The sequence below is a fragment of the Acidovorax sp. GW460-11-11-14-LB4 genome (genome assembly GCF_059423685.1).
Window position 1 is genome coordinate 1 of the sequence record NZ_JBWKYJ010000004.1, and the last position, 19,981, is coordinate 19,981.

Annotated in this window: 19 protein-coding genes; 5 read left to right on the top strand and 14 right to left on the bottom strand. The window is 67.4% G+C overall.

Annotation, left to right across the window (positions count from 1 at the left end; translation table 11 throughout):
* Positions 1 to 99: 99 nt before the first annotated feature.
* Both AC07X4_RS03130 and AC07X4_RS03135 read right to left on the bottom strand, forming a co-directional pair.
* Positions 100 to 1,533 carry an aldehyde dehydrogenase family protein gene (locus tag AC07X4_RS03130; RefSeq protein WP_056067777.1) on the bottom strand — a complete coding sequence of 478 codons (1,434 nt, stop codon included), beginning with the start codon at positions 1,531 to 1,533 and terminating at the stop codon, positions 100 to 102.
* Between the two features lie 103 nt (positions 1,534 to 1,636).
* A complete protein-coding gene (locus AC07X4_RS03135) occupies positions 1,637 to 2,341 on the bottom strand; it encodes a Crp/Fnr family transcriptional regulator (protein WP_056743535.1) in 705 nt (234 codons plus the stop codon).
* A 117-nt stretch (positions 2,342 to 2,458) separates the two neighbouring features.
* On the opposite strand from AC07X4_RS03135, the gene AC07X4_RS03140 reads away from it, so the two are divergent.
* Complete coding sequence (locus AC07X4_RS03140) at positions 2,459 to 2,995, top strand: Mpo1 family 2-hydroxy fatty acid dioxygenase (protein ID WP_260667008.1); 537 nt, start codon at positions 2,459 to 2,461, stop codon at positions 2,993 to 2,995.
* Here AC07X4_RS03140 and AC07X4_RS03145 read toward each other — a convergent pair.
* The 5 genes from AC07X4_RS03145 to AC07X4_RS03165 form a co-directional block, all read right to left on the bottom strand.
* Entirely contained in the window at positions 2,989 to 4,197 is a 1,209-nt protein-coding gene (locus AC07X4_RS03145) for an ABC transporter permease (protein ID WP_494739198.1), read from the bottom strand. The genes AC07X4_RS03140 and AC07X4_RS03145 overlap by 7 nt on opposite strands.
* Entirely contained in the window at positions 4,197 to 5,369 is a 1,173-nt protein-coding gene (locus AC07X4_RS03150) for an ABC transporter permease (RefSeq protein ID WP_494739199.1), read from the bottom strand. The genes AC07X4_RS03145 and AC07X4_RS03150 overlap by 1 nt, the downstream gene beginning before the upstream one ends.
* Before the next feature lie 216 nt (positions 5,370 to 5,585).
* Complete coding sequence (locus tag AC07X4_RS03155) at positions 5,586 to 6,572, bottom strand: HlyD family secretion protein (protein WP_494739200.1); 987 nt, start codon at positions 6,570 to 6,572, stop codon at positions 5,586 to 5,588.
* 17 nt (positions 6,573 to 6,589) lie between these two features.
* Positions 6,590 to 8,023: a TolC family protein gene (locus AC07X4_RS03160; RefSeq protein WP_494739201.1), complete on the bottom strand. Its 1,434-nt coding sequence runs from the start codon at positions 8,021 to 8,023 to the stop codon at positions 6,590 to 6,592.
* A gap of 18 nt (positions 8,024 to 8,041) precedes the next feature.
* Positions 8,042 to 8,863, bottom strand: a complete 822-nt coding sequence (locus AC07X4_RS03165; RefSeq protein ID WP_494739202.1) for a metal-dependent hydrolase — start codon at positions 8,861 to 8,863, stop codon at positions 8,042 to 8,044.
* Between the two features lie 140 nt (positions 8,864 to 9,003).
* Here AC07X4_RS03165 and AC07X4_RS03170 point away from each other — a divergent pair, with 140 nt between their 5' ends.
* Positions 9,004 to 9,627, top strand: coding sequence for a TetR/AcrR family transcriptional regulator (locus AC07X4_RS03170; protein WP_494739203.1), 624 nt, complete (start codon positions 9,004 to 9,006; stop codon positions 9,625 to 9,627).
* A gap of 43 nt (positions 9,628 to 9,670) precedes the next feature.
* Here the strand turns inward: AC07X4_RS03170 and AC07X4_RS03175 are convergent, their stop codons facing one another.
* The 6 genes from AC07X4_RS03175 to AC07X4_RS03200 all read right to left on the bottom strand — a co-directional run bounded on the left by AC07X4_RS03175 (position 9,671) and on the right by AC07X4_RS03200 (position 14,663).
* Positions 9,671 to 10,057: a VOC family protein gene (locus tag AC07X4_RS03175; RefSeq protein WP_494739204.1), complete on the bottom strand. Its 387-nt coding sequence runs from the start codon at positions 10,055 to 10,057 to the stop codon at positions 9,671 to 9,673.
* 17 nt (positions 10,058 to 10,074) lie between these two features.
* On the bottom strand, positions 10,075 to 12,606 hold the full coding sequence (locus AC07X4_RS03180; protein ID WP_494739205.1) for a cation-translocating P-type ATPase: 2,532 nt from the start codon (positions 12,604 to 12,606) through the stop codon (positions 10,075 to 10,077).
* Positions 12,607 to 12,718: 112 nt separating this feature from the next.
* Positions 12,719 to 12,883 carry a rubredoxin gene (locus tag AC07X4_RS03185; RefSeq protein WP_494739206.1) on the bottom strand — a complete coding sequence of 55 codons (165 nt, stop codon included), beginning with the start codon at positions 12,881 to 12,883 and terminating at the stop codon, positions 12,719 to 12,721.
* Between the two features lie 32 nt (positions 12,884 to 12,915).
* Positions 12,916 to 13,683 (bottom strand): cytochrome b/b6 domain-containing protein, encoded by a 768-nt coding sequence (locus tag AC07X4_RS03190; protein ID WP_494739207.1) that lies wholly within the window; start codon positions 13,681 to 13,683, stop codon positions 12,916 to 12,918.
* Positions 13,684 to 13,723: 40 nt separating this feature from the next.
* The gene (locus AC07X4_RS03195) at positions 13,724 to 14,248 is read right to left on the bottom strand and encodes a diheme cytochrome c (protein WP_494739208.1); all 525 of its coding nucleotides are present in this window, start codon (positions 14,246 to 14,248) and stop codon (positions 13,724 to 13,726) included.
* 10 nt (positions 14,249 to 14,258) lie between these two features.
* The gene (locus AC07X4_RS03200; RefSeq protein WP_494739209.1) at positions 14,259 to 14,663 is read right to left on the bottom strand and encodes a DUF1924 domain-containing protein; all 405 of its coding nucleotides are present in this window, start codon (positions 14,661 to 14,663) and stop codon (positions 14,259 to 14,261) included.
* 115 nt (positions 14,664 to 14,778) lie between these two features.
* Here AC07X4_RS03200 and AC07X4_RS03205 point away from each other — a divergent pair, with 115 nt between their 5' ends.
* The 3 genes from AC07X4_RS03205 to AC07X4_RS03215 are packed head-to-tail and all read left to right on the top strand — an operon-like array spanning position 14,779 to position 17,321.
* Positions 14,779 to 15,165, top strand: a complete 387-nt coding sequence (locus AC07X4_RS03205; RefSeq protein ID WP_494739210.1) for a PepSY domain-containing protein — start codon at positions 14,779 to 14,781, stop codon at positions 15,163 to 15,165.
* 24 nt (positions 15,166 to 15,189) lie between these two features.
* On the top strand, positions 15,190 to 15,882 hold the full coding sequence (locus AC07X4_RS03210; RefSeq protein ID WP_099729929.1) for a response regulator: 693 nt from the start codon (positions 15,190 to 15,192) through the stop codon (positions 15,880 to 15,882).
* Entirely contained in the window at positions 15,879 to 17,321 is a 1,443-nt protein-coding gene (locus tag AC07X4_RS03215) for a sensor histidine kinase (protein ID WP_494739211.1), read from the top strand. The genes AC07X4_RS03210 and AC07X4_RS03215 overlap by 4 nt, the downstream gene beginning before the upstream one ends.
* A 212-nt stretch (positions 17,322 to 17,533) precedes the next feature.
* On the opposite strand, the gene AC07X4_RS03220 is transcribed toward AC07X4_RS03215, so the two are convergent.
* Positions 17,534 to 19,903: a DUF1631 family protein gene (locus tag AC07X4_RS03220; RefSeq protein ID WP_494739212.1), complete on the bottom strand. Its 2,370-nt coding sequence runs from the start codon at positions 19,901 to 19,903 to the stop codon at positions 17,534 to 17,536.
* Between the last annotated feature and the right edge of the window lie 78 nt (positions 19,904 to 19,981).

Consider the following 19,981-nt stretch of genomic DNA (forward strand, 5'->3'; position numbering starts at 1 on the left):
GCTCAGGGGCATGGGGAAGAAAAATCGTCGTACAGAAGCAGCCGAGGTTAGCGGGGCCTGCCCATGCCGTCGTGCGCGGGCGGGACACCTTGTGGTGCTTCAACCGTACTTGATGGCAACGGTCTTCAAGGTGGTGAAGCCGTACAGCGCCTCAAAGCCCTTTTCGCGTCCATAGCCGCTGGATTTGACGCCGCCAAACGGCAGCTCCACACCGCCGGCCGCGCCGTAGTTGTTGATGAACACCTGGCCGCTGTGCACACGCTTGGCCATGCGGAACTGGCGCGCACCATCGCGCGTCCAGATGCCGGCCACCAGGCCGAATTGCGTGGCGTTGGCCAGCTCGACCGCGTGGTCCTCGTCCTGGAAGGCCATGGCCGACAGCACGGGGCCGAAGACTTCTTCCTGTGCCAGGCGGTGGCCCACGGGCACATCGCGCAGCAGGGTCGGCGCCTGGTAGTAACCGGTCTCGGGCGCTTCGTCCACCACCACGCCCTGGGCCACCATGGGGATGCCGGCCACTTGCGCGTCCGATAAAAAGTCCCACACGCGCTGCTGCTGCGTCTGGCGGATCAGCGGGCCCACATCCAGGTCCATGGCAGCGGGGCCGACGCGCAGCTTTTCAAACGCCTTGCCCAGGCGCTCCAGCAGGGGTTCATAAATCAGCGAGTCGATCAGCACGCGCGAACCGGCCGAGCAGGTCTGCCCGGCGTTCTGCACGATGGCGTTGATGACCACGGGGATGGCGGCGTCCAGGTCGGCGTCGGCAAAGATGATCTGGGGGCTCTTGCCGCCCAGCTCCAGCGTCACGGGGCAGTGGCGCTCGGCCGCCACCTGCTGGATCAGCGTGCCGATCTTGGGGCTGCCGGTGAAGCTGATGTGGTCGATGCCGGGATGGCGCGCCAGCGCGTCGCCCACCTCATGGCCATAGCCGGTGACGATGTTGAGCGCCCCTGCAGGAAAGCCAACCTCCGCTGCCAGCTGCGCCACGCGGATCAGCGACAGGCAGGCGTCTTCGGCCGGCTTGACCACGCACACATTGCCCGCCGCCAGGGCGCCGCCCACGCTGCGGCCAAAGATCTGCATGGGGTAGTTCCAGGGGATGACATGGCCCGTGACGCCGTGGGGCTCGCGCCAGGTCAGCACGCTGTAGCCGTCGGGGTAGGGGATGGTCTCGCCGTGGAACTTGTCGCACGCACCGGCGTAGAACTCGAAGTAGCGTGCCAGCGCAATCGCGTCGGCGCGTGCTTGCTTGGTGGGCTTGCCGCAGTCGCGTTGCTCCAGCGCCGTCAGCTCGTCCGCATGCTCCAGGATCTTGGCCGAGAGCTTTTGGAGCAGGCGGCCGCGCTCCACCGGGGCCAGCTTCTGCCACACCGCGTGGTAGCACTGGCGGGCTGCATGCACCGCCGCGTCGATGTCGTCGGCGTTGCTGCGCTGGATCTCGTCGAAGGGCTGGCCGTCGGACGGGTCGATCACGGGGATCGTGCGGCCCGAGGACGAGGGCACCGAGGCGTTGGCGATGTAGTTCAGTTGCATGGCCGTCATTTTGCCCGGAAATGGAATGTGTGCTTAGTATTTGTGTGAAAACACGCCGATGTGCTATTGCAATATGCCTTAGTTGCTATCGATTTAATAGTAATCAGGCGCAGGCACCCCGCAGGCCGGCCAGGTCCAGAATCTCCACCTCGCCGCGCTGCACGCGCACCAGGTGGCGCGACTCCAGGTCCTTGAGGATCTGGTTGGTGGTCTGGCGCGAGATCGCCAGCATCAGCGACAGCTGCTCTTGCGAGATCTCGATCACGCGGCGCGACTGCCCCTCTGCCGTCCACTGGCCGTAGCCCTCGGCCATCATCACCAGGCGCCGCGCCAGACGCTGCGGGGCGGGCAGCAGGGCCAGCTCTTCCATCGCAACAAAGGCCGAGCGCAGCTTGTCGGTCATCAACAAGGCCAGCGCATGCCAGTGCTGCGGGTGGGCCTGCAGCCAGTGCTGCAGCCGCTCGTGCGGGATGTGCACCAGGGTGGTGGGTTCGGTGGCCTGCGCATCGTGGGTGCGGGCCGAGTTGTCAAACACCGAGATCTCGCCAAACCAGTGCGGCGGCTCCAGGCGGATCAGCAGCGCCGCACGCGCCTCGTCGGCCCGCCCCCCGGTGCCCGAGATGCTGACCGCGCCGCGCACCACGGCATACAGGCCACAGGGCGCATCGCCGCGCCGGAACAGCACCTCGCCCGTCGGCAGATGGCGCAACTGCGCCATGGCAATCAGCGGCTGGGAAAAGTCGGGCGGCAGGTGGGCAAACCAGCGGCCAGACTGGAGGACAGGCAGGTAGGCGGAAGGGGTGGACATGGGATGCGATTGAACGGGGCAGGAGGGCGCGGCGGCTTTTTGTCGTCTGCACGACAGACGCTGGCGCGGCCTGAGAGCGAGTATTGATGCTGCGCAAAACACATGCTGGAGACACCCATGAAAACCCTGATCGACCACCTGTCCCAATACGCCGACTATCACCGCGACCCGCGCAACATCCACACCCATTTTGTGGGCGTTCCCATGATCATGTTCGCCGTCGTCATCCTGCTGTCGCGTCCGACCTGGATGGTGGGTGCGCTGCCGCTAAGCCCGGCGCTGCTGGCAGCGCTGGCGGCCAGTGTTTTCTACTTCCGGCTGGACATGCGTTTTGGCCTGGCCATGGCCGCGCTGCTGGCCGCCATGCTGGTGGGCGGGCAATGGGTGGCCGCCCAGACCCTGGCCGTGTGGTTGGCCACGGGCATCGGCCTGTTTGCCGTGGGCTGGGTGATCCAGTTCGTGGGCCACTACTACGAAGGCCGCAAGCCCGCGTTTGTGGACGACCTGGTGGGCCTGATCGTCGGCCCGCTGTTTGTGGTGGCCGAGTGGGCGTTTGCACTGGGCCTGCGCAAGGAAGTGCAGGCGGCGGTGGAAGAGCGCAGCGGCCCGGTGCGCTTGCGTACCGGGCAACAGGCTGCTGCCCACCCTCAGTAAGCGCTGCGCTCGCGCTCCGCCGCGTTTGCTGCTTGAGCGCCAGGGCTTGACGGCCTCGCAAGGGCCAGCACGGCCCCTGCGCACACCGCACCCAGCGCCACCAGCGCGCACAGGTACGGCAACGCAGCCGACAGCGGCGCGCCCAGCTGGTTGAGCCGCAGAGACGCCTGCACGCCCGAGGTGCTGGGCAGCAGCCAGCGCAGCCACTGCAGCGGCTCGGGCAGGGCCTCCACCGGCCACGAGAAGCCTGCGACGAACGCGATGGGCAGCGTGGTGAACAGCAGCACCTGCAGCGCGCGTTCACGGTTGCCAAACCACAGGCCCAGCAACGCGCCCAGCGCCGCGATGGCCGGGATGTAGCAGGCCAGCAGCGCCAGTGCGCCCAGCGGGTTGCCGCCGCGCGGGTAGTCGTGCAACACAAAGATCCACCCAAAGTAGAAGAGGCCACTGGCCCAGCCCAGCGTGCACAGTGCCAGCAGGCGGCCCAGCCAGGTGGTGGCGCGGGCGCGGTGCTGGACGCTTTCGACCCAGGTGCCGGTGAGCATCGCAGCGCCCATCAGCAGGGTCTGCTGCAGGATGAGCAGCGCCACGGCAGGCACCACAAAGCTGCCGTAGCCCTCGGTGGGGTTGAACAGCGCCACCATCTGCAGCTGCACGGGCGCCCGGCTGGCGCGGGCCTGCGGAGCGCTCTGGCCGCTGGCCTGCAGCTTGCGGATCTCGACCCCGGCAGACACCGTGCCGACGGCTTCCGCAAAGCCGTATTGCACGGCCTTGTTCAGCAGCGCGTAGGCGCCGTTGGCCTCGATGCTGACCACGGCGTTTTCGCCGCGCACCACGTTGCGCTTGAGCCCGGCTGGGATCACCGCGTAGCCCTCGATCTCGCCGCGCCACAGGGCCTCCTGCGCCTCGCGCTCGCTACCGGTGACCAGATGCACCTCGATGCGCGGGTCGGCGTCGGCAAAGCGGGTGATCTGGCGCGACAGGCTGGTGTGGTCCAAGTCCACTACCGCCACGGGGACTCGGGTCAGCACCTCGTCGGCGTAGAACCAAGGATAGAAAAAGCCGTAGAGCACGGGCGCGCCCACCAACAGCAGCAGCACGCCCTTGTCGCGCACCACGGTGGCCAGCGCGTGCAGCCAGGCGCCCAGCAGGCCTTGCTGCGAGGGAGTTGCCCCGGGCACGGGTTGTGTTGTCGTGTTCATCAGCGGCTTCCCCACGTTTCGGGGCGCTGGTGTGCCAGCGTGAGTGCAGTGGCGCCCAGCAGCCACAGCACGGCGGTGGCGAGGATCAGCGCCACGACGGTCGATACGCTGGTGGCCAAGGGCGCTCCCATTTGCAGCTGCTCAATCTGCAGACGGATGTAGTGGGTGAACGGCATGGCCTCGGCCCAGGCGCGGGCGCTGCCGGGCATGCCCGCGAGTGGGAAAGCCACGCCGCTGAACGCAAACGCCGGTGCTGCAAAAAAGCCCGCACCCGACAGCGCAGTGCGCAGCGACCGCGTGATGCCCGCCAGCGCAGCGCCTGCGGTGATCGACACCGCTATCAGCAGCGCCAGCGCCGCAGCCACCCACCACAGGTTGCCCGGCGGGTGCCAGCCCCGGCCCCAGGTGATGCCCACCAGCGCCAGCAGGCCCACCAGCGTGAGAGATACCCAGGGCAGGGCCAGCTTGCCGGCCAGCGCGCCCGCAGTGCGCACCCAGCCCCCCGCGCCCAGCCATTCGCCCAGCGTGCGGTCACGCAGTTCGCGGCCCACCGTCCAGGCACCTGCCGTCATGGCCAGGATGTGCAGCAGGGCGGGGATCAGCGCCGCGCCCAGAAACTGCTCGTAATTGCTGGACACGTTGAACAGCGCCACCATCTGCGTGTGGATGGGCTCCATGCTCACGTGCACGGCCTGGGCGCTTTCGCCGCGCTTGTTGCGCGCGGCCATCTCGATACCCGCCGACAAGGTGCCCACGGCCGTGCGCACATCGCGCTGCAGCAGGCCCGAGTGGGTGGACATCTGCGCGTTGTGCAGCAGCGTGACCTGCGCAGCGCGGCCTTCCTTCACGGTGCGCGCAAAGTCGCGCGGAATGGAGACCACGGCGTACACGTCCACCGCTCGCAGCGCGCGTTCGGCCTCGGCCGCGTTGGTGAAGTGCTGGGTGATCTGTACGCCCGGCGTGGCGTCCAGCATGCGCACCAGCTGGCGCGACAGGCTGGAGTGGTCGTCGTCCACCACGCCCACCGCCAAGTGGCGCGGCAGGCCGGCCGAAAAGATCCACCACAAGAGCGCCACGCCCAGCAGCGGCACCCAGGTGACCATGGCCAGGTCCCACGGGTCGGCCGCCAGGCGGCGGGCTTCGCGGCGAAGGCTGTTTGCTATTGAATTCATAGCTTTTTGCGCTTGTAAGATAAGCGCTGGAGGCACTTTTTTGGATCGGTTTTCCATCGCGCTCCACTCCCGTCGCGGAATTCGGAACAGGCGCGGCCCTGCGAGGGCAGCCGAGCAAGGGCCGCCCCGCAGCGAGGGCTGCGTCCCCCTGCCCGCAACGTATAGCGTTGCGAGAGCGGGGGGAAGCGCCGAAGGCGCTCAGGGGGGTGTCGCATTTCAGTTCACCAGCACCGTCATGCCAGGGCGTGCGCCTTCGATGGGGGCAGCCGGGCGCGCGCGCACTTCAAACGTGCGGGCGTCAAAGCCCTGGCCTGCGCGCGTGGCGCGCCAGGTGGCAAAGTCGGGCAGCGCAGCCGTGTGGTAGACCTTGAACTTCACGGTCTTGCCGCCCAGCGCGGGCAGGGTGGCGTCGAACTCGTTGCCGATGGCAAAGCGCTGCAGGCGGTCTTCGCGCACGTTCAGCACCACCCACTGGTCCTTCAGGTCCACCACCGTGACCACGGCCACGCCCTGCGGCGACAGCTCACCGGTGCGGGCCAGCACCTTGGCCACTTCGCCGGCCACGGGGCTCTTGAGCTCGGTCTCGGCCTGGGCGGCCTGCACCTCGGCCACCACGCCCGCCACCTGGCGCGCCTGGGCGCTGGCGGCGGATCGGTCTTCGCTGCGCGCACCGGCGCGGGCCAGGTCGTACTGGGCTTTGGCGGCCAGTGCCTGGTCGCGCGAGGCCTTGAAGTTGGCCTCGGCCTCGTCGCGTTTTTGCGCCGCCACCAGGCCCTCGCGGGCCAGGCCATCGACACGCTTGAAGGACGATTCGGCCAGGTCGGCGGCGGCCACGGCGCGCTGCCAGTTCAGGCGGGCCATTTCAATCTCTTGCGGGCGCGCGCCGTGCTGGGCCTTGTCGGCCACGGCCTGGGCAGCCTCTTGCGCCGCCGTGGCCTGGGCCAACTTTGCGGTGACTTCGGGGCTGTCCATCCGGATCAGGGGCGCGCCCACGGCGATCTGGTCGCCTTCCTTCACCAGGATCTGCGCGATGCGCGCAGTGACCTTGGGCGCGATGTCGGCCTCTTGCGCTTCGATCTGGCCCTGAAAGACTTCGGGCGCGGGCTGCGAGGCCTTCCACAGGCCAAAGCCCACAAAGCCTGCCACGGCCACAAAGGCCACGGTGCCGATCACGGCTGTCTTTTTGCTGTTGTTCTTGCTCATGTTCGTTCCACCTTTACTCATTCCACCCGCACCACATCAGCGCGCGCCATGTATTTGCCAAAGTCTTCCGACAGGCCGCAGGCCTCCAGCAGATCGGCCAGCGCCTTCACGTAGTCGTGGGCGGCCTGCGCGCGTTCGGTCTGGGCCTTGGCCTGGTTGACCTGGGCGTCGATCAGGTCCAGCGTGGTGCTGGTGCCCGCCTCCAGGCCGGAAATGCGCAGGCGCAGCACTTCGTCGGCCAGCTCCAGACCCGGCTGCAGCGCAAAGTAGGCGCGGCGCGCCTGCTCCAGGGCCAACCAGCGTTTTTCCACCAGCAGGGCAATGTCGTTCTGCGCCTGCGCGCCGGTGCGCTCAGCCTGCTCGATCTGGCGGTTGGATGACTCGGCCAGCGCGTTGCGGTCGATGGAGTCCCACAGCGTCCAGCGCACGCCCACGCCGGCCACCCAGTCGGCATCGCGGCCGGTCTTGAGCTGACGCTGGCCAAATGCGAACACCTGGGGCTTGCGCAGTGCCTCCTGTGCGGCATGCAGTTGTGTGGCTTGCTCTTTCTTGGCGGCCACCTTGTCCAGCCCGGGGTGGTGGGCTAAGGCGGTGTCGATGAAGTGGGGCAGGGGCTCGACCGGCTGGCTCAGCACAAACAGGGGGCTGGTGGGCGTCACAGGGTCGGACGCCTTGAGGGTGCGGGTCAGCGCCGTGGCGGCCAGCTCGGCATCGTCGCGGGCCTTGCGGGCATTGCGTCGGGCCTCTTCCAGTGCGGAGCGGGCCTGCAGGCGTTCGACGCGCGCGATCACACCGGCGTCCAGCATCTTCTGTGCGGCGGCGTCGTGCTGCTCGATGGTGGTCAGGGCCGATTCGCGCAGCAGGGCAGCGCGCTGCGCCAGCTGGGCGCCAAAGTAGCGCTGCACCAGCAGGGTGGTGGCCTCGTGGCTGGTTTTGGTGGCGTCGGCCTGGGCCTCTTGCGCCTGGGCATTCAGCAGGCCCCGGGCGGCATGGCTGGCGCCGCCCATGTAGATGGGCCAGATGGCGGAGACCGAGGCCGTGGTGTCGCTCTTGCTGCGGTTGAGCGTGTAGCTGGACGGCAGGTGGGGCAACTGGGCCAGCGAGCCCGCCAGCTGGGGCGGCAGCTGCGACAGCACGCCGGGCAGGGCGCGGTTCAGCGGGTTCAGGTCCACGTCCAGGTTGGCGTTGTAGGTATAGGCGGCGCCGCTCAGGTTGACCACCGGGCCGCCCAGGCGCTGCATGGCGTCGCGGCGCAACTGGGCGCTTTCGACGGCGCTGCGCGATGCGGCCAGCTGGTCGGAGCGCTGCTGCAGCTGCTGCAGCGCTGCGTCAAACGCCAAAGGGGCGGCGTGGGCCTGCAGGGGCAGCAGGGTCAGGGTGGTAGATGCAAGCAGGCAGAGCAAAGCCGCGCCTGCCCGGCCTGTGTGCCGGGGCGTGGTGGGATGGGTCATGGTGTCAGGTTGTGGTTGTCAGCGCGCACCCACCGGGGTGTAGGCGTTGCTGTGCTCTGCCAGCCAGCGTGCCGACAAGTCGGTGCCGTGCTGGCTGGGGTGAAAGTCGGGGCGCAGGTACTCGCGCCAGGGGCGCCAGGTCTCGCGCACCAGACCGCCCTTGCCGAACAGCGTGCGTGCGGCGCTGGTCCACGTGCTCCATTTCCACAGCGAGCCATCGCGGCGCAGGTTCAGCACCGTCTGGCGCAGCACATCGCCAAGGAACACCACCGTGATGCGGCGAAACCAAGTGATGCGCCACTCGTGGTTGCCGCCCAGGGCCTGGTAAAGGTCGAAGGCCGTGTTCTTGTGCTCGGACTCTTCGGCACAGTGCCATTGCCACATCGTGGCCAGGCGCGGCTCGGCGCCCTGCAGTACCTCGGGGTGGGCAAGCAGCCATTCGGCGAGCAGGGCGGTGAAGTGCTCGTTGGCAGCGGTCACAGCCAGCGGATGGCGTGGGTCGGCGCCCGCAAACAGCTTCATGCGCTCTTGCGCACGCGGGGCCCATTCATTGGCGAGGCCCTGCTGGTCGAGGTGGCCGTTGAACAGCGCATGGATGCGGCGGTGTGTGGCCTCCTGCCCGATGAAGCCATGCACTTCGTTGGCAAACTGCGCTTGCTTGTCGGGGGGCAGGGCCTTGTGGCCATCACGCACTGCGTCGATAAAGAACTGCTCGCCGACCGGAAAGCTCATCGACAGCGCGTTGAACAGCGCAGAGCGAAACGCGTCGCCACCACACCAGTGGCGCGCAAACGGCGTCTCCAGGTCGATCAGCAGGCGGCGGACAACGAGTTCGGTCATGAAGAGGGCTCCTGGCGCAAGGGGGCTGCGCGGTGGTGCATGGATTTGGTACTTTGCAGTACCGGTGGATTTGTATGATGCAGATCAACTATGGTACTGTCAAGTACCTCGTCGAATTTTCTGCATTGCGATCAGCCTCCATGAGTGAAGTCACCGCCCCAATTGCTGCGCCCGCTCCACCCGCTGCGGGCATCGAACACCGCGCCCGCCTGCTGGAGGGCATGGCGCGCGCCGTGGCCGCCAAGGGCTATGCCGACACCACCATTGCCGACATCGTGCGCGAAGCCAGCGTGTCGCGCCGCACCTTTTATGAAAATTTTGCCGACAAGGCCGAGTGCCTGACCGCGCTGTACGAGGCGGCCAGTGGCAACGCGATTGCGGTGCTACGCGCTGCCATCGATCCGCACAGCGACTGGGAGGCCCAGGTGGAGCAGGCCATGGCGGCGTACTTTGGCGTGTTGGCGCGAAACCCCGTGCTGCTGCGCACCTTGTTCATCGACATCCTGGGCCTGGGCCCGACGGGCCTGGCCGCGCGCCGCCGCGCCAACCAGCAACTGGCCGACCTGATGCTGGACGTGGTGAACAACCGCCCGGGTGAGCGCAAACGCAAGACGCCCCTGCAGCCCATGATGGCCATGGCCGTGGTGGGGGGCATCAACGAGATGGTGCTGCACTCTATCGAGCAGGACCGGGCCGGGCAGCTGCAAGAGCTGGTGGAGCCCGCGGCAACTTTGTTGCGGGCGGCGATCTCGGCCGAGTTCTGATCGTTGTGTTGGAGACCGTACTGCGATCGGTGCAGCCAGCGCCTCACACCTCGTTGGCAATCTCGATGAGGTTGTCGTCCGGGTCGTAAATGTAGACCGAGCGCAGCCGGTGGCGGGCGCCCGTTGCTCCCACCGGGCCTTGCACGATGGGGACGCCTTCGGCCTGCAGGTGGGCGACGACGTCGTCGAGCGGCATCTGGGTGAGAAAGCACAGGTCGCCCGAGCCCGCCGTCGCGTGGCGCACATTGGGGTCCACCACCGTGCCCACTTCGTGCAGGTTGATCTTTTGCGCGCCGAAGTGCAGCGCGTACCGCTGGGGCTTGAACTCCCGCGCGGTCATGCCCAGCACACGCTCATAAAACGCAATGGTTTTGTCGATGCTGGCGACGGTGAGCACGACGTGGTCGATGGATTCCAGAACAATGGGCATGGTGTAGGGCGGGAGGATCAGGCGAGGGAAGTATGGCGCGCCAGTGTGGCGGGCTGCAGCCAGCGCTTGTTGGCCATAAACACCACCGTGAGCAGCAGCCCGGCCAGCAGGGCCATGAACCAGTGCAGGGGCGATAGCGGCACAAACCGGAAAGCGTTGGCCAGCCACGGCACGGTGGTGATGGCCGTCAGCGCGGCCAGCGTGCCGCCCGCCACCCACAGGCTGACCGGGGTGAGTCCCTTCCACAGGCTGCGCCACACCGTCTGGCTGCTGCGGCTGGGCAGGATGAGCGCGGCGTTGGCGGCCACCAGCACCACAAACGCGGCCGTGCTGGCGGTGGCGGCATGTGCGGGCTGGCGCAGCAGCCAGGCATACAGGCCCACCACGGCAGCGGTCACCACGCTACCCTGCAGCACGCTCAGCAGGATGTGGCGGGTGGACAGCAGGGGTTCGTCGGCCGCGCGCGGCGGCTGCTGCATGAGGTCGGCAGCACCTTCTTCGGCCTCGAACACGATGGAGCAGGCCGGGTCGATGACCAGCTCCAGAAATGCGATGTGCAGCGGCGCCAGCACCAGCGGCAGCCCGAACAGCACCGGCAGCAGCGCCAGCCCAATAATGGGCACGTGCACCGCCAGCGTGTAGACCATGGCGTGGCGCAGGTTGGCAAAGGTCTGCCGGCCCCGGTGAATCGCCAGCACGATGGCCGCGAAGTCGTCGTGCAGCAGCACCAGGGCAGCGGCCTCGCGGGCTACGTCGGTGCCGCGCTGGCCCATGGCGATGCCGATGTGTGCGGCCTTGAGGGCCGGGGCGTCGTTCACGCCATCACCGGTCATGGCCACCACCTCGCCCTGGGCTTTGAGGGCTTCCACCAGCGCCAGCTTCTGATGCGGCTTGATGCGCGCAAACACGCTGACCTGCCGGACCTGGTCGGCCAGCACCTGCGGCGGCATCTGTCCCAGCTCGTCGCCTGTGATCACGCGGTCGTTGGCGATGCCTGCCTGGGCTGCTATGGCGCGCGCGGTGCGGGGGTGGTCGCCGGTGATCATCACCACGCGAATGCCCGCCTGGCGGCACTGCGCAACGGCCTGGGGCACCTCGGGGCGCAGTGGGTCGGCCAGTGCGACCAGACCCAGCCATTCAAAGTCGAAGCCGTGCTGGGCGTCTGGCCAGGTGTCTTGCGTGTGGTGCCGGGCCTTGGCCACGCCCAGCACCCGCAGGCCCCGATCGGCCAGGCGCGCGGCCTGGGCGCTGAGGGCGGCGCGCTCGGCGTCGGGCAGGTGGCAGAGGTCGGCCACGGCTTCGGGCGCGCCCTTGGTGGCTACCGTGTCGTGTGCCGAGGTGCCGTCGCGCCACAGGTGGCTCATGGCCAGCAGCTCGGGCGACAGCTCGTACTCGCGCGCCAGCGACCATGCGGGGTGCAGGTGCTCGGTGTCCACCAGGTGGTCCGCCGCCATGCGGTGAAAGGCCTGCTCCATGGGGTCGTGGGGTTCGATCTCGCTGGCCAGCACGGCGTATTCGAGCAGCTCGTGGAAGGCATCGGGCAGCGCGCTGCCATCCGCAGCGGCAGGCAGGTTCTGCACATCCAGCTCCTGGCCCGCAACGCAGAGCGCTGCCACTGCCATGCGGTTTTGGGTGAGGGTGCCAGTCTTGTCCACGCACAGCACCGTGGTCTGGCCCAGCGTCTCGATGGCGTTGAGCCGCCGCGTGAGCACCTGCTGCGCCGCCAGCCGCCGCGCGGCCAGGGCCAGGAAGATGATCATGATCACGGGCAGTTCTTGCGGTAGCACCCCCATGGCCAGCGTGATGCCCGCCAGCACGGCCTGCAGCCAGTCGCCCCGCAGCGCCCAGAACAGGGCCACCAGCAACGCGCACAGCGACAGGCCAATGACCACCAGCTTGCGCGTGAGCCACGCCATTTCCTCGCGCAGCGGCGAGGCCTGCAGGGCAATGGTGTCGAGCGACTGGCCGATGCGGCCCAGCTCGGTGTGGCGGCCCACGGCGGTCACCTTCAGCAGGCCCTGGCCGTTGACCACGAGCGTGCCCGCAAACACCTTGTCGGCAGGTTGTTTGGCCACAGGCTCCGACTCGCCGGTCAGCATCGACTCGTTGGCGGCCAGTTCGTGGGCCTGCAGCAGCGTTCCGTCGGCCGGGATGCGGTCTCCCTCGGCAATCATCAGCAGGTCTTCGCGCACCACGTCGCGGCCGGCAATGTGCACCATGGTGCCGCCGCGCAACGCCAGGGCCCGGGGGCTGGAGAGGTCGCGCAGGACGTTCAGCGCGTTATCGGTGCGGCGCTCCTGCAGCACCGTGATCGCCATGATGATGACCACGAAGCCCAGCAGAATCATTGCCTCGTGCGCGTCGCCCATGGCGAGGTAAATGGCACCTGCACCCAGCAGGAGCAGGAACATGGGCTCGGTGACCACATCCCAGGCCATGTCGCGCAGCGTGCGGCGCTGGCTGATGCCCAGTTCGTTGGGGCCTTCTTCACGCAGGCGTTGGGCGGCCAGTGCCGGGTCGAGGCCAGTGGGGGAGTCGGTAGTGGGCATGTGGGGCGTGACGCTGCGTTGCAAGGAGGGTCGCAGCGGTGTAACAGTTATACCGCGCGCTGGTGTCAGCCGCCCTGACGGAGCGCAGTGCGCGGCATTCCACCTGCCTTCATCACAACTCGCACATCACAAAGTCAGCCTTGCCAACATTGCATTCGGGGCAGCGCCAGTCTTCGGGCACGTTGGCCCAGAGGGTGCCGGGCGCGATACCGTGGTCGGGCAGGCCTGCAGCCTCGTCGTAGATCCAGCCGCAGACAGCACACATGTAGATTTTCATAGGGCGGTTCCTTCGTGTTCGGTGGCTCTGCGTCAGTCGTCATCGTGGTGCCGTTGGCGTTCGGTCGATGTGCCGCTGGCAACCCAGCCGCTGGGCGACTGCTGCCACTGCCAGGCACCAAAGGCCAGTGTTGCGATCAGCAGCAGGGCGGCGAGCCAGGTGCGGTTCTTCGGGACCAGGTCGGGTCCCTTGCCCTCTACCCGGCCGGTGAGCATGGGCAGTGCCTGGTTCTTGCGGCGCAGCAAGCTCAAGCCAGCAATCAGCGCAATGTGGGCCAACACCACAAACAGCAGGGCGTTGCCGAAGAACTCATGCACTTCTTCCATCGCTTCTCCCATCCAGTTGCCACCCAGCGCGGCACCCCAGTCGTTGTACGTGGCATATCCGCTGAGGGTGAGGGGCACCACCAGCGCCAGCAGCAACACGATGGCCAGCGCCATCAGCAGGTTCTGGCCCTGGCGCCAGTTGATCTGCGTGACCGATGGGGCCTGGGGCAATGTGCGCAGCCATGCGGGCGCCCCTGTCAGCTTGCGCCACAGCAGGCCCAGGCCCGAGGTGCGTGGCCCGAAGATGCCGTACAGCAGTCGAAAGCCCAGCAGCCCCGCCATGGAGTAGCCCAGCGTGACGTGCAGCAGCCGCCAGTGCTCGCCGTCGGCTGTGGCGTAGGCCCCCGCAAAGCACAGTGCAAACAGCCAGTGGAACATGCGCGTGGGCGCATCGGTCACTCGGCGACTGGGAGCCTTGGCGGGGGCGGGTTGCGCCGAGGCATCGGCGGGATGGAGGGTAGGTGTGTTGTTCATCGTGTGTTCCTTGATGGGGCGCAGTTCAGATTCACCGCTCTCAGTCGTTCCAGGCGCGGCGTGAGCGGGCATCCAGCCCCGCCGGCATGCGCAGGTTGTGTTCGTCAAACTGCCCCTGGTCTGCGCCTGTGTGGCATGCCGAACAGTTGGCAGCGCTTTTCACGCTGGCGAGCTTCCAGGTGGTGGGTTCGATCTTTCGGTGCTTGCGTTCAAACCAGGCCGAGCGGGTGATACGGTCCTCGGGTGGCTCCTCATTCACCCGCTTGTAGGTGCCTGCGTGGGCCTGCAGCCACTGGTTGAGTTGGCGTACGGTGGCAGCGTCCAGCGATGCGTCGGTGCCGTAGTGCCTGTCCAGGCCCGTCATCACGCGGTTCCAGGATGCTGCGGGCAGCAGGCCGGGCGGGTAGGCGGTGTGGCAAGCGGCGCATTCCTGTGTGTAGGCACTGGGCACGTTGCGGGGCATGGCGCGCCCACTGTCTGCATGGGCGCTGGAGAGTGACAGCAGGGTCAGTGCGCACACAGCGGCGGCCAGGGCTGCAGGGCGTAATGGGGCTGGTTTTTGCATGGTGTCGGTCTCAGGGCTTGAGGGCGTTGAGGTAGGCCAGCACGTCGGCTTTTTCCACTGCTGTGCATTCACGGCTCACCACGTCGTTGCAGTTGCGGCGGAGCCACTTGTCCACCTTGGCGGTGTCGGTGAACGCCTTGGGGTTGAAGGCCGGAGCCAGGGGCGCAATCGACTTGCCGGTGCTGGCGTGTTTGCCCTGTGCGGTGGGCGGTGTGCCGTGGCAGGATGCGCAAGACCATTCGCCACCATGGCGTGCGTTGAAGAACACCTTGCCTTTGTCTGCATTGCCTGGGCTGCCGGCCTGTGCGCTCCAGTGGGCGAGCTGCTGGGCTGCGGTGGTGTCAGCGGCGTGGCTGATGCTGGTGGCTGCAAGTGCACAGAGCGCGGCCAGAGTCAGGGTGCGAAGGGAAGTCATGCTGTGGTCCTTGTGGGTTTCATCGCTTGTGCAGCCATTGTTGAAATCCCCGCCTGAACGGCGCGTGAAAGGGCTGTTCATCGGCCGTTCAGATATCGCGCAGGACAATGCGCCCATGCCTTTCTCCTTCCACGCTGCTTGTGCGGGCCGCCATGTCCGGTGCATGTGCTTGGCGGCGTGTGTGCTGTGGGCTGCCGCGCTGGCCGTGCCGTCCGCGTGGGCCAGCGGCAAGGAAGACCACGACCGCGCCCGGCAGGCCGTGCAGGCGGGCCAGGTGCTACCACTGCCCGTCGTGCTCGATCGCCTGCAGCGCGAGGTGCCTGGTCAGGTGCTGGAAGTGGAGCTGGAGCAGGAGCGCGAGCGCTGGATCTACGAGATCAAGCTGCTGACGCCTGCCGGGCAGTTGACCAAGGTCAAGCTCGATGCGCGCACGGCGGAGGTGCTGCGTGTGCGATCCCGAGAATCGCGCCAAGATCAGCAGCGAAGCCGTGACAATCGCTGACACCCTTCCGACCACGACACCTCCATGCGCATCCTGCTGGTAGAAGACGACACCCTGCTGCGCGCCCAGTTGCGCAATGCCCTGCACGGCGCGGGTTACACGGTGGACGAGGCAGACAACGGACGCGACGCGCAGTTTCTGGGCGACACCGAGGCAGTGGATGCCGTGGTGCTGGACCTGGGCCTGCCGGTGGTGGACGGGCTCACGGTGCTCAAGCGGTGGCGGGCCGAGGGGCGCAACATGCCGGTGCTAATCCTCACCGCGCGCGACAACTGGCACGAAAAAGTCGCAGGCATCGATGCCGGTGCCGACGACTACCTGACCAAGCCCTTTCACCTCGAAGAACTGCTGGCGCGCCTTCGCGCACTCATCCGCCGCGCCAGCGGGCAAGCGTCGGCCGTGCTGCAGTGTGGAGACTGGTCGCTGGACACCCGCAGTGGCCGCGTGACCTGCGCGGGCCAGCCGGTGACGTTGACAGCGCATGAGTACAAGGTGCTCGACTACCTCATGCACCGGCCTGGCGTGCTGGTGTCACGCGCGGAGCTGACCGAACACATCTATGCGCAGGACTTTGACCGGGACTCCAACACCATCGAGGTCTTTGTGGGGCGCTTGCGCAAGAAGATGTTGCCTCCTGCGGCTTCGTCGGCTGCCCTGGCGGATTCGGCACGCATCGAAACCGTGCGTGGCATGGGCTACCGCCTGGTGCCGCCATGAGCGCGCAGGCTGTGTCACCTGCGCCTGCCGTGCACTGGTCCCGGTCGTTGCGGGTGCGGCTGCTGGCCGTCACGCTGGCGGGGGCGGCCGTAGCCATGGCGCTGGCTGGGCTGGTGCTGAGCGGATTGTTCCGCGAGCATGTGCAGCAGCAGTTTCAGGCTGCACTGCAGCTGCAGCTGGACCAGATCACGGCGCGGCTGGAGTTTGACGCCCAGGGGCAGCCGGTGATTGCTGCCGAGGCGCTGTCCGACCCGCGGTGGCTCAAGCCTTACTCCGGCCTGTATTGGCAGGTGGACGCCATGGCGCCCGACGGGCGGGAGCGGGCAGGGGTGTTGCGCTCGCGCTCGTTGTGGGACACCAGCCTGGCGCTACAGGTGGATGCGTTGGCCGATGGCACCGTACATGTGCACGAGATGACAGGCCCGCAGGGCGTGCCTTTGCTGGTGCTGGAGCGCACGTTGCGCGCCGAGGGCGTGCATGCAGCGCGCTGGCGCTTGATTGTGGCCGCCGACCTGCAGGGCACGCGGGCAGCCACGGCCCGGTTCACTGGCGTGCTGGGGCTGTCGCTGGCGGTGTTGCTATTGCTGCTGGTCGCCGCCGCCTGGGCGCAGGTGGCGGTGGGGCTTAAGCCCCTGCAGGCGCTACAGCGCGCGGTGCAGGATGTGCAAGAAGCGCGGGCTTCGCAATTGCAAGGCAGCTTCCCTGCGGAAGTGCAGCCGCTGGTCGACGACTTTAACGCCGTGCTGCGCCGGCATGGCGAGGTGGTGGAGCGGGCACGCACCCAGGCGGGCAACCTGGCCCATGCGCTCAAGACGCCCCTCACGGTGCTGGAGAACGCGGCCCGCACACAACCGTCCACTGATGGCCCGGAGCTGGCGGCGCTGGTGCGAGAGCAGGTGGTGGTGGCCCGCAGGCACATCGACTGGCACCTGGCGCGGTCGCGGGTGTCGGCATCTGCGCGCTTGCCCGGGCAGCGCACGCCGCTGCAGCCGGTAGTGGATGGGCTGGTGCGCGTGATGAACAAGGTGCATGCGGACCGGTTGCTCGATATCAGTGTCGAGTCTTCAGCGGTGCCGCTTTTCTTTGCGGGCGAGGCGCAGGACCTGCAGGAAATGCTGGGCAACCTGCTGGACAACGCCTGCAAGTGGGCGCAGGCTGCGGTGCGGCTGCAGATGCAACTGCTGCCCGCCGGATCGGGCGCTGCGCAGCCCCAACTGGTGGTTGCGGTGGAAGACGACGGCCCCGGCATTGATGCCGCGCAACGTGATCAGGCGCTGGAACGCGGCGTGCGCCTGGATGAAACCGTGCCCGGCACGGGACTGGGCCTGGCCATCGTGCAGGACCTGGCAGCTTTGTATGGGGGGCGGCTGGATCTGGAGCCCGCAGGCCTTGGCGGCTTGCGGGCGACGCTCACCCTGCCTGCTGCGAGCGCTCACTGAGCCACAGTGGCTGCGGCTGTTCGACACGCCAAAAAAGTCCCGCTGGGCGGGGCGCCTAGAGAAGAACCGCCAAAGCGGAAAACCATTAAAAAAGCCCGCCAAAGCGGGCTAAGGCCCTGACAAATTCCCCTGAATTCTGCAAAGCCTTGGAGTGATGGCGACAGGGTATCACCGTCTGCCGTGTTTGACCACTTTTGTTGTGCAAGCGGCCTTCAGTGCCTGCTTTCCACGCTGTTTTGCATGGCTGTCTGAGCGACGGCGTCCAGGGCGTTGTCCACCACGGTGTGCTCGGCCAGCACCTGCATCGCTCCCTGTTGCAGCAGCCGGTCCAGCAGCCGCAGGGTCATCGATTGGGTGCGGCCAGCGGCGCTGGTAAAGAGGAACAGGTTGCCGTGCGAGCCGATCCAGGACAGCTGTGTGCGCTCCCACTGGCCCGCCACCTGCAGATTGACCCAGGTGCCCACCGTGATGGTGGCGGCGGGCAGCGGCAGGGGCGCAGCGCTGCTGGGGGCAGCTTCGGGGGCCGTGTCTGCGCCCTCGCTCTCGGGCGATTGCGAGATATCGATGTAGCCGGACTCCCTCGCTTCGGAGGGCGCAACCCAGGGGTCGTCGTCGTCAAGGGGCGCCGGTTGTTGCGGCTCTGCCGCGGGCGTTGCAAAAGTCGCTGCGGCTGCAGGGGCTGGCGCAGCCACCCGGGGCCCGGGTTTGAAGGCCTGCTGGTGCAGTTGCATCAGCAGCTCAAAAACAGCCTCCGTGCGGTCTGCAGGGTAGTCGATGGACGCCAGACCTTCGCGCAGTTTGGCCAGCAGCTTGGGCAGCAGGCGAGCCAGCTGGCCCGTGTTGGCGCGCGTCAGTTCGGGTTGTACGCTCCAGATCAGCGCGTCCACCAGTTCCTGGTAGCGGCCCGGGTCGGTCGTGCCTGATTTGTCCGAAAGACGCGCCTCCGCCATGACCTGGGCCCAAGCGCCCAGCAAAAAGCGCGAGATGGCGTCCGGCACCTTGCCGATGTCGGGCAGCAGCCAGATCTCGCGCGATATCTGTGCGGCCAGCAGATGGCGCTGCTCTGCATGCTGCAGGGCCTCGATGGCGCGCAAGCGCTCCTGCTTGAGCGCCTGGTCCTTCTCGGCCCATTTGGCGTGCAGTTGCTGCAGCACTTGTTCAAAGTCATCAGCGCTGTCGATGGTGGTCGTGGCCAGCGGGCCTGCGATGTGCATGAGCGAGCGCATGAAGCTCTGAAAACCAGGGGCTTCGGGGCTGTTGAAGGCCTGGCTGCGGTCGGTGATGTCCTGCAGCAGGCGGCGCGCGGCATGCTCCTTGTGGCTGAAAAAGCGGGGGTCGGCCAATGCCAGCTGCATCAGCGCAGGCTCCAGCGCGCGGATGAACTGTTGCACCGGCCACAGCAGCCGGGTGTCGCGCGCGATGTTGTCCACCATCAGCGCCACCACCTCCATGCTCAAGGCCTGGCCCAGGCCCTGCGCCTGCGCCCGCTGCGCGGCAGCAGGGTTGCCGTCTGCATCGTTGCCGGCTGGCGCGCGTGGCGTACCCAGACGCTCCATCATCTGGCCGACCTGGTTCATCTCTTGCAGCGCCTCAAACGCTGCGGGCACCGTCATCGCGAAATCCGTGGCCGGTGGGTCGATCTGCGGCAAACCTTGTGACGGGTGTTCAAACTCCCGGTCAAACCGGTCTGCGAAAGATTCCTGGGGGTTGTCGCCGCTGGCGTGCATGTCCGCAGGGGCGGCTGCGTCATTGAACTCGCCCAGCAGCAGGCGGCGCAGGCGGTCCAGCGTCAGCAACGGGTCGCCCGCGCTGGTGGACGACACGTACAAGTCGTTGTCGGCTGCAAAACCGGGGGACGCCCCGGCGTCGGCCGGCGCCACATAGACCACTTCACCCGTGGCCTGCCGCATGGCATAGCCCACAGGCTTCACACCACTTTGCTTGAGCTGGTCGATTTGCGCGAGGTACAGGCTGCGCAGCTCGGCGCCCAATGCCTGTGCCATCAGCCCTACCCAGTCGTGGCGCACCTGGGGTGTGACCTGCATTTGCGACACCACGGACTGCAGAGCCTGCAAGAACACGTCGGGGCGCAGCGGGTTGTGCTCCGGCTGCACCCGGGACAGCCCCTGGGCCGCGCACACCAACGCGTCCAGGTCAGCCAGCGGACCTTCCACTGCAGCGATCAGTACCTGACGGGCACGTGCGCGCTCCACGCTGTCGTTGATCTGCGCCTCGTCCATCAGTTCGAGGTCGTCAAAGTGCACGGTGAACAGTGACCGCGTGGGCTTGTCGTCGCCCTGTGCCGTGTCCTGGTCCAGCGCCTTGCGCAGTGCGTCGGGGTAGCGATCTGCCATCACCGATGCCAGCCGCACCAGTTGCTGCCGTGCCTCCTGCATCGCATGGTGCTCGCCGGGGGTGCGGGCACTGTCCAGGCGCGCTTGCAGGGACACGCGCGTGGCCTCAATGACGCGCTCCACCACAGGCCGGGCCTGGGCCAGCGCGATCTGGACGATGCGCTGCTGGGGCGCAGCGGGGCTGTCGGTCGGGGCCGGGGCGGGCAGGGTGGTGTGTGTCAAGGCCATCTTCAGTGGAACGCGATACCAGTGGCTGCTGCAGTGGATACGATGTTACGCGTCAAAAAGGGGCCAGAGGCCCCTTTT

What these genes read in the sequence shown, in the direction of transcription:
- AC07X4_RS03135 (WP_056743535.1), bottom strand. Translation starts at nt 2,341, where the DNA reads ATGTCCACCCCTTCCGCCTACCTGCCTGTCCTCCAGTCTGGCCGCTGG.
- AC07X4_RS03145 (WP_494739198.1), bottom strand. Translation starts at nt 4,197, where the DNA reads ATGAACACGACAACACAACCCGTGCCCGGGGCAACTCCCTCGCAGCAA.
- AC07X4_RS03180 (WP_494739205.1), bottom strand. Translation starts at nt 12,606, where the DNA reads ATGCCCACTACCGACTCCCCCACTGGCCTCGACCCGGCACTGGCCGCC.
- AC07X4_RS03160 (WP_494739201.1), bottom strand. Translation starts at nt 8,023, where the DNA reads ATGACCCATCCCACCACGCCCCGGCACACAGGCCGGGCAGGCGCGGCT.
- AC07X4_RS03130 (WP_056067777.1), bottom strand. Translation starts at nt 1,533, where the DNA reads ATGCAACTGAACTACATCGCCAACGCCTCGGTGCCCTCGTCCTCGGGC.
- AC07X4_RS03195 (WP_494739208.1), bottom strand. Translation starts at nt 14,248, where the DNA reads ATGCAAAAACCAGCCCCATTACGCCCTGCAGCCCTGGCCGCCGCTGTG.
- AC07X4_RS03140 (WP_260667008.1), top strand. Translation starts at nt 2,459, where the DNA reads ATGAAAACCCTGATCGACCACCTGTCCCAATACGCCGACTATCACCGC.
- AC07X4_RS03220 (WP_494739212.1), bottom strand. Translation starts at nt 19,903, where the DNA reads ATGGCCTTGACACACACCACCCTGCCCGCCCCGGCCCCGACCGACAGC.
- AC07X4_RS03155 (WP_494739200.1), bottom strand. Translation starts at nt 6,572, where the DNA reads ATGAGCAAGAACAACAGCAAAAAGACAGCCGTGATCGGCACCGTGGCC.
- AC07X4_RS03165 (WP_494739202.1), bottom strand. Translation starts at nt 8,863, where the DNA reads ATGACCGAACTCGTTGTCCGCCGCCTGCTGATCGACCTGGAGACGCCG.
- AC07X4_RS03190 (WP_494739207.1), bottom strand. Translation starts at nt 13,683, where the DNA reads ATGAACAACACACCTACCCTCCATCCCGCCGATGCCTCGGCGCAACCC.
- AC07X4_RS03210 (WP_099729929.1), top strand. Translation starts at nt 15,190, where the DNA reads ATGCGCATCCTGCTGGTAGAAGACGACACCCTGCTGCGCGCCCAGTTG.
- AC07X4_RS03150 (WP_494739199.1), bottom strand. Translation starts at nt 5,369, where the DNA reads ATGAATTCAATAGCAAACAGCCTTCGCCGCGAAGCCCGCCGCCTGGCG.
- AC07X4_RS03175 (WP_494739204.1), bottom strand. Translation starts at nt 10,057, where the DNA reads ATGCCCATTGTTCTGGAATCCATCGACCACGTCGTGCTCACCGTCGCC.
- AC07X4_RS03185 (WP_494739206.1), bottom strand. Translation starts at nt 12,883, where the DNA reads ATGAAAATCTACATGTGTGCTGTCTGCGGCTGGATCTACGACGAGGCT.
- AC07X4_RS03200 (WP_494739209.1), bottom strand. Translation starts at nt 14,663, where the DNA reads ATGACTTCCCTTCGCACCCTGACTCTGGCCGCGCTCTGTGCACTTGCA.
- AC07X4_RS03205 (WP_494739210.1), top strand. Translation starts at nt 14,779, where the DNA reads ATGCCTTTCTCCTTCCACGCTGCTTGTGCGGGCCGCCATGTCCGGTGC.
- AC07X4_RS03170 (WP_494739203.1), top strand. Translation starts at nt 9,004, where the DNA reads ATGAGTGAAGTCACCGCCCCAATTGCTGCGCCCGCTCCACCCGCTGCG.
- AC07X4_RS03215 (WP_494739211.1), top strand. Translation starts at nt 15,879, where the DNA reads ATGAGCGCGCAGGCTGTGTCACCTGCGCCTGCCGTGCACTGGTCCCGG.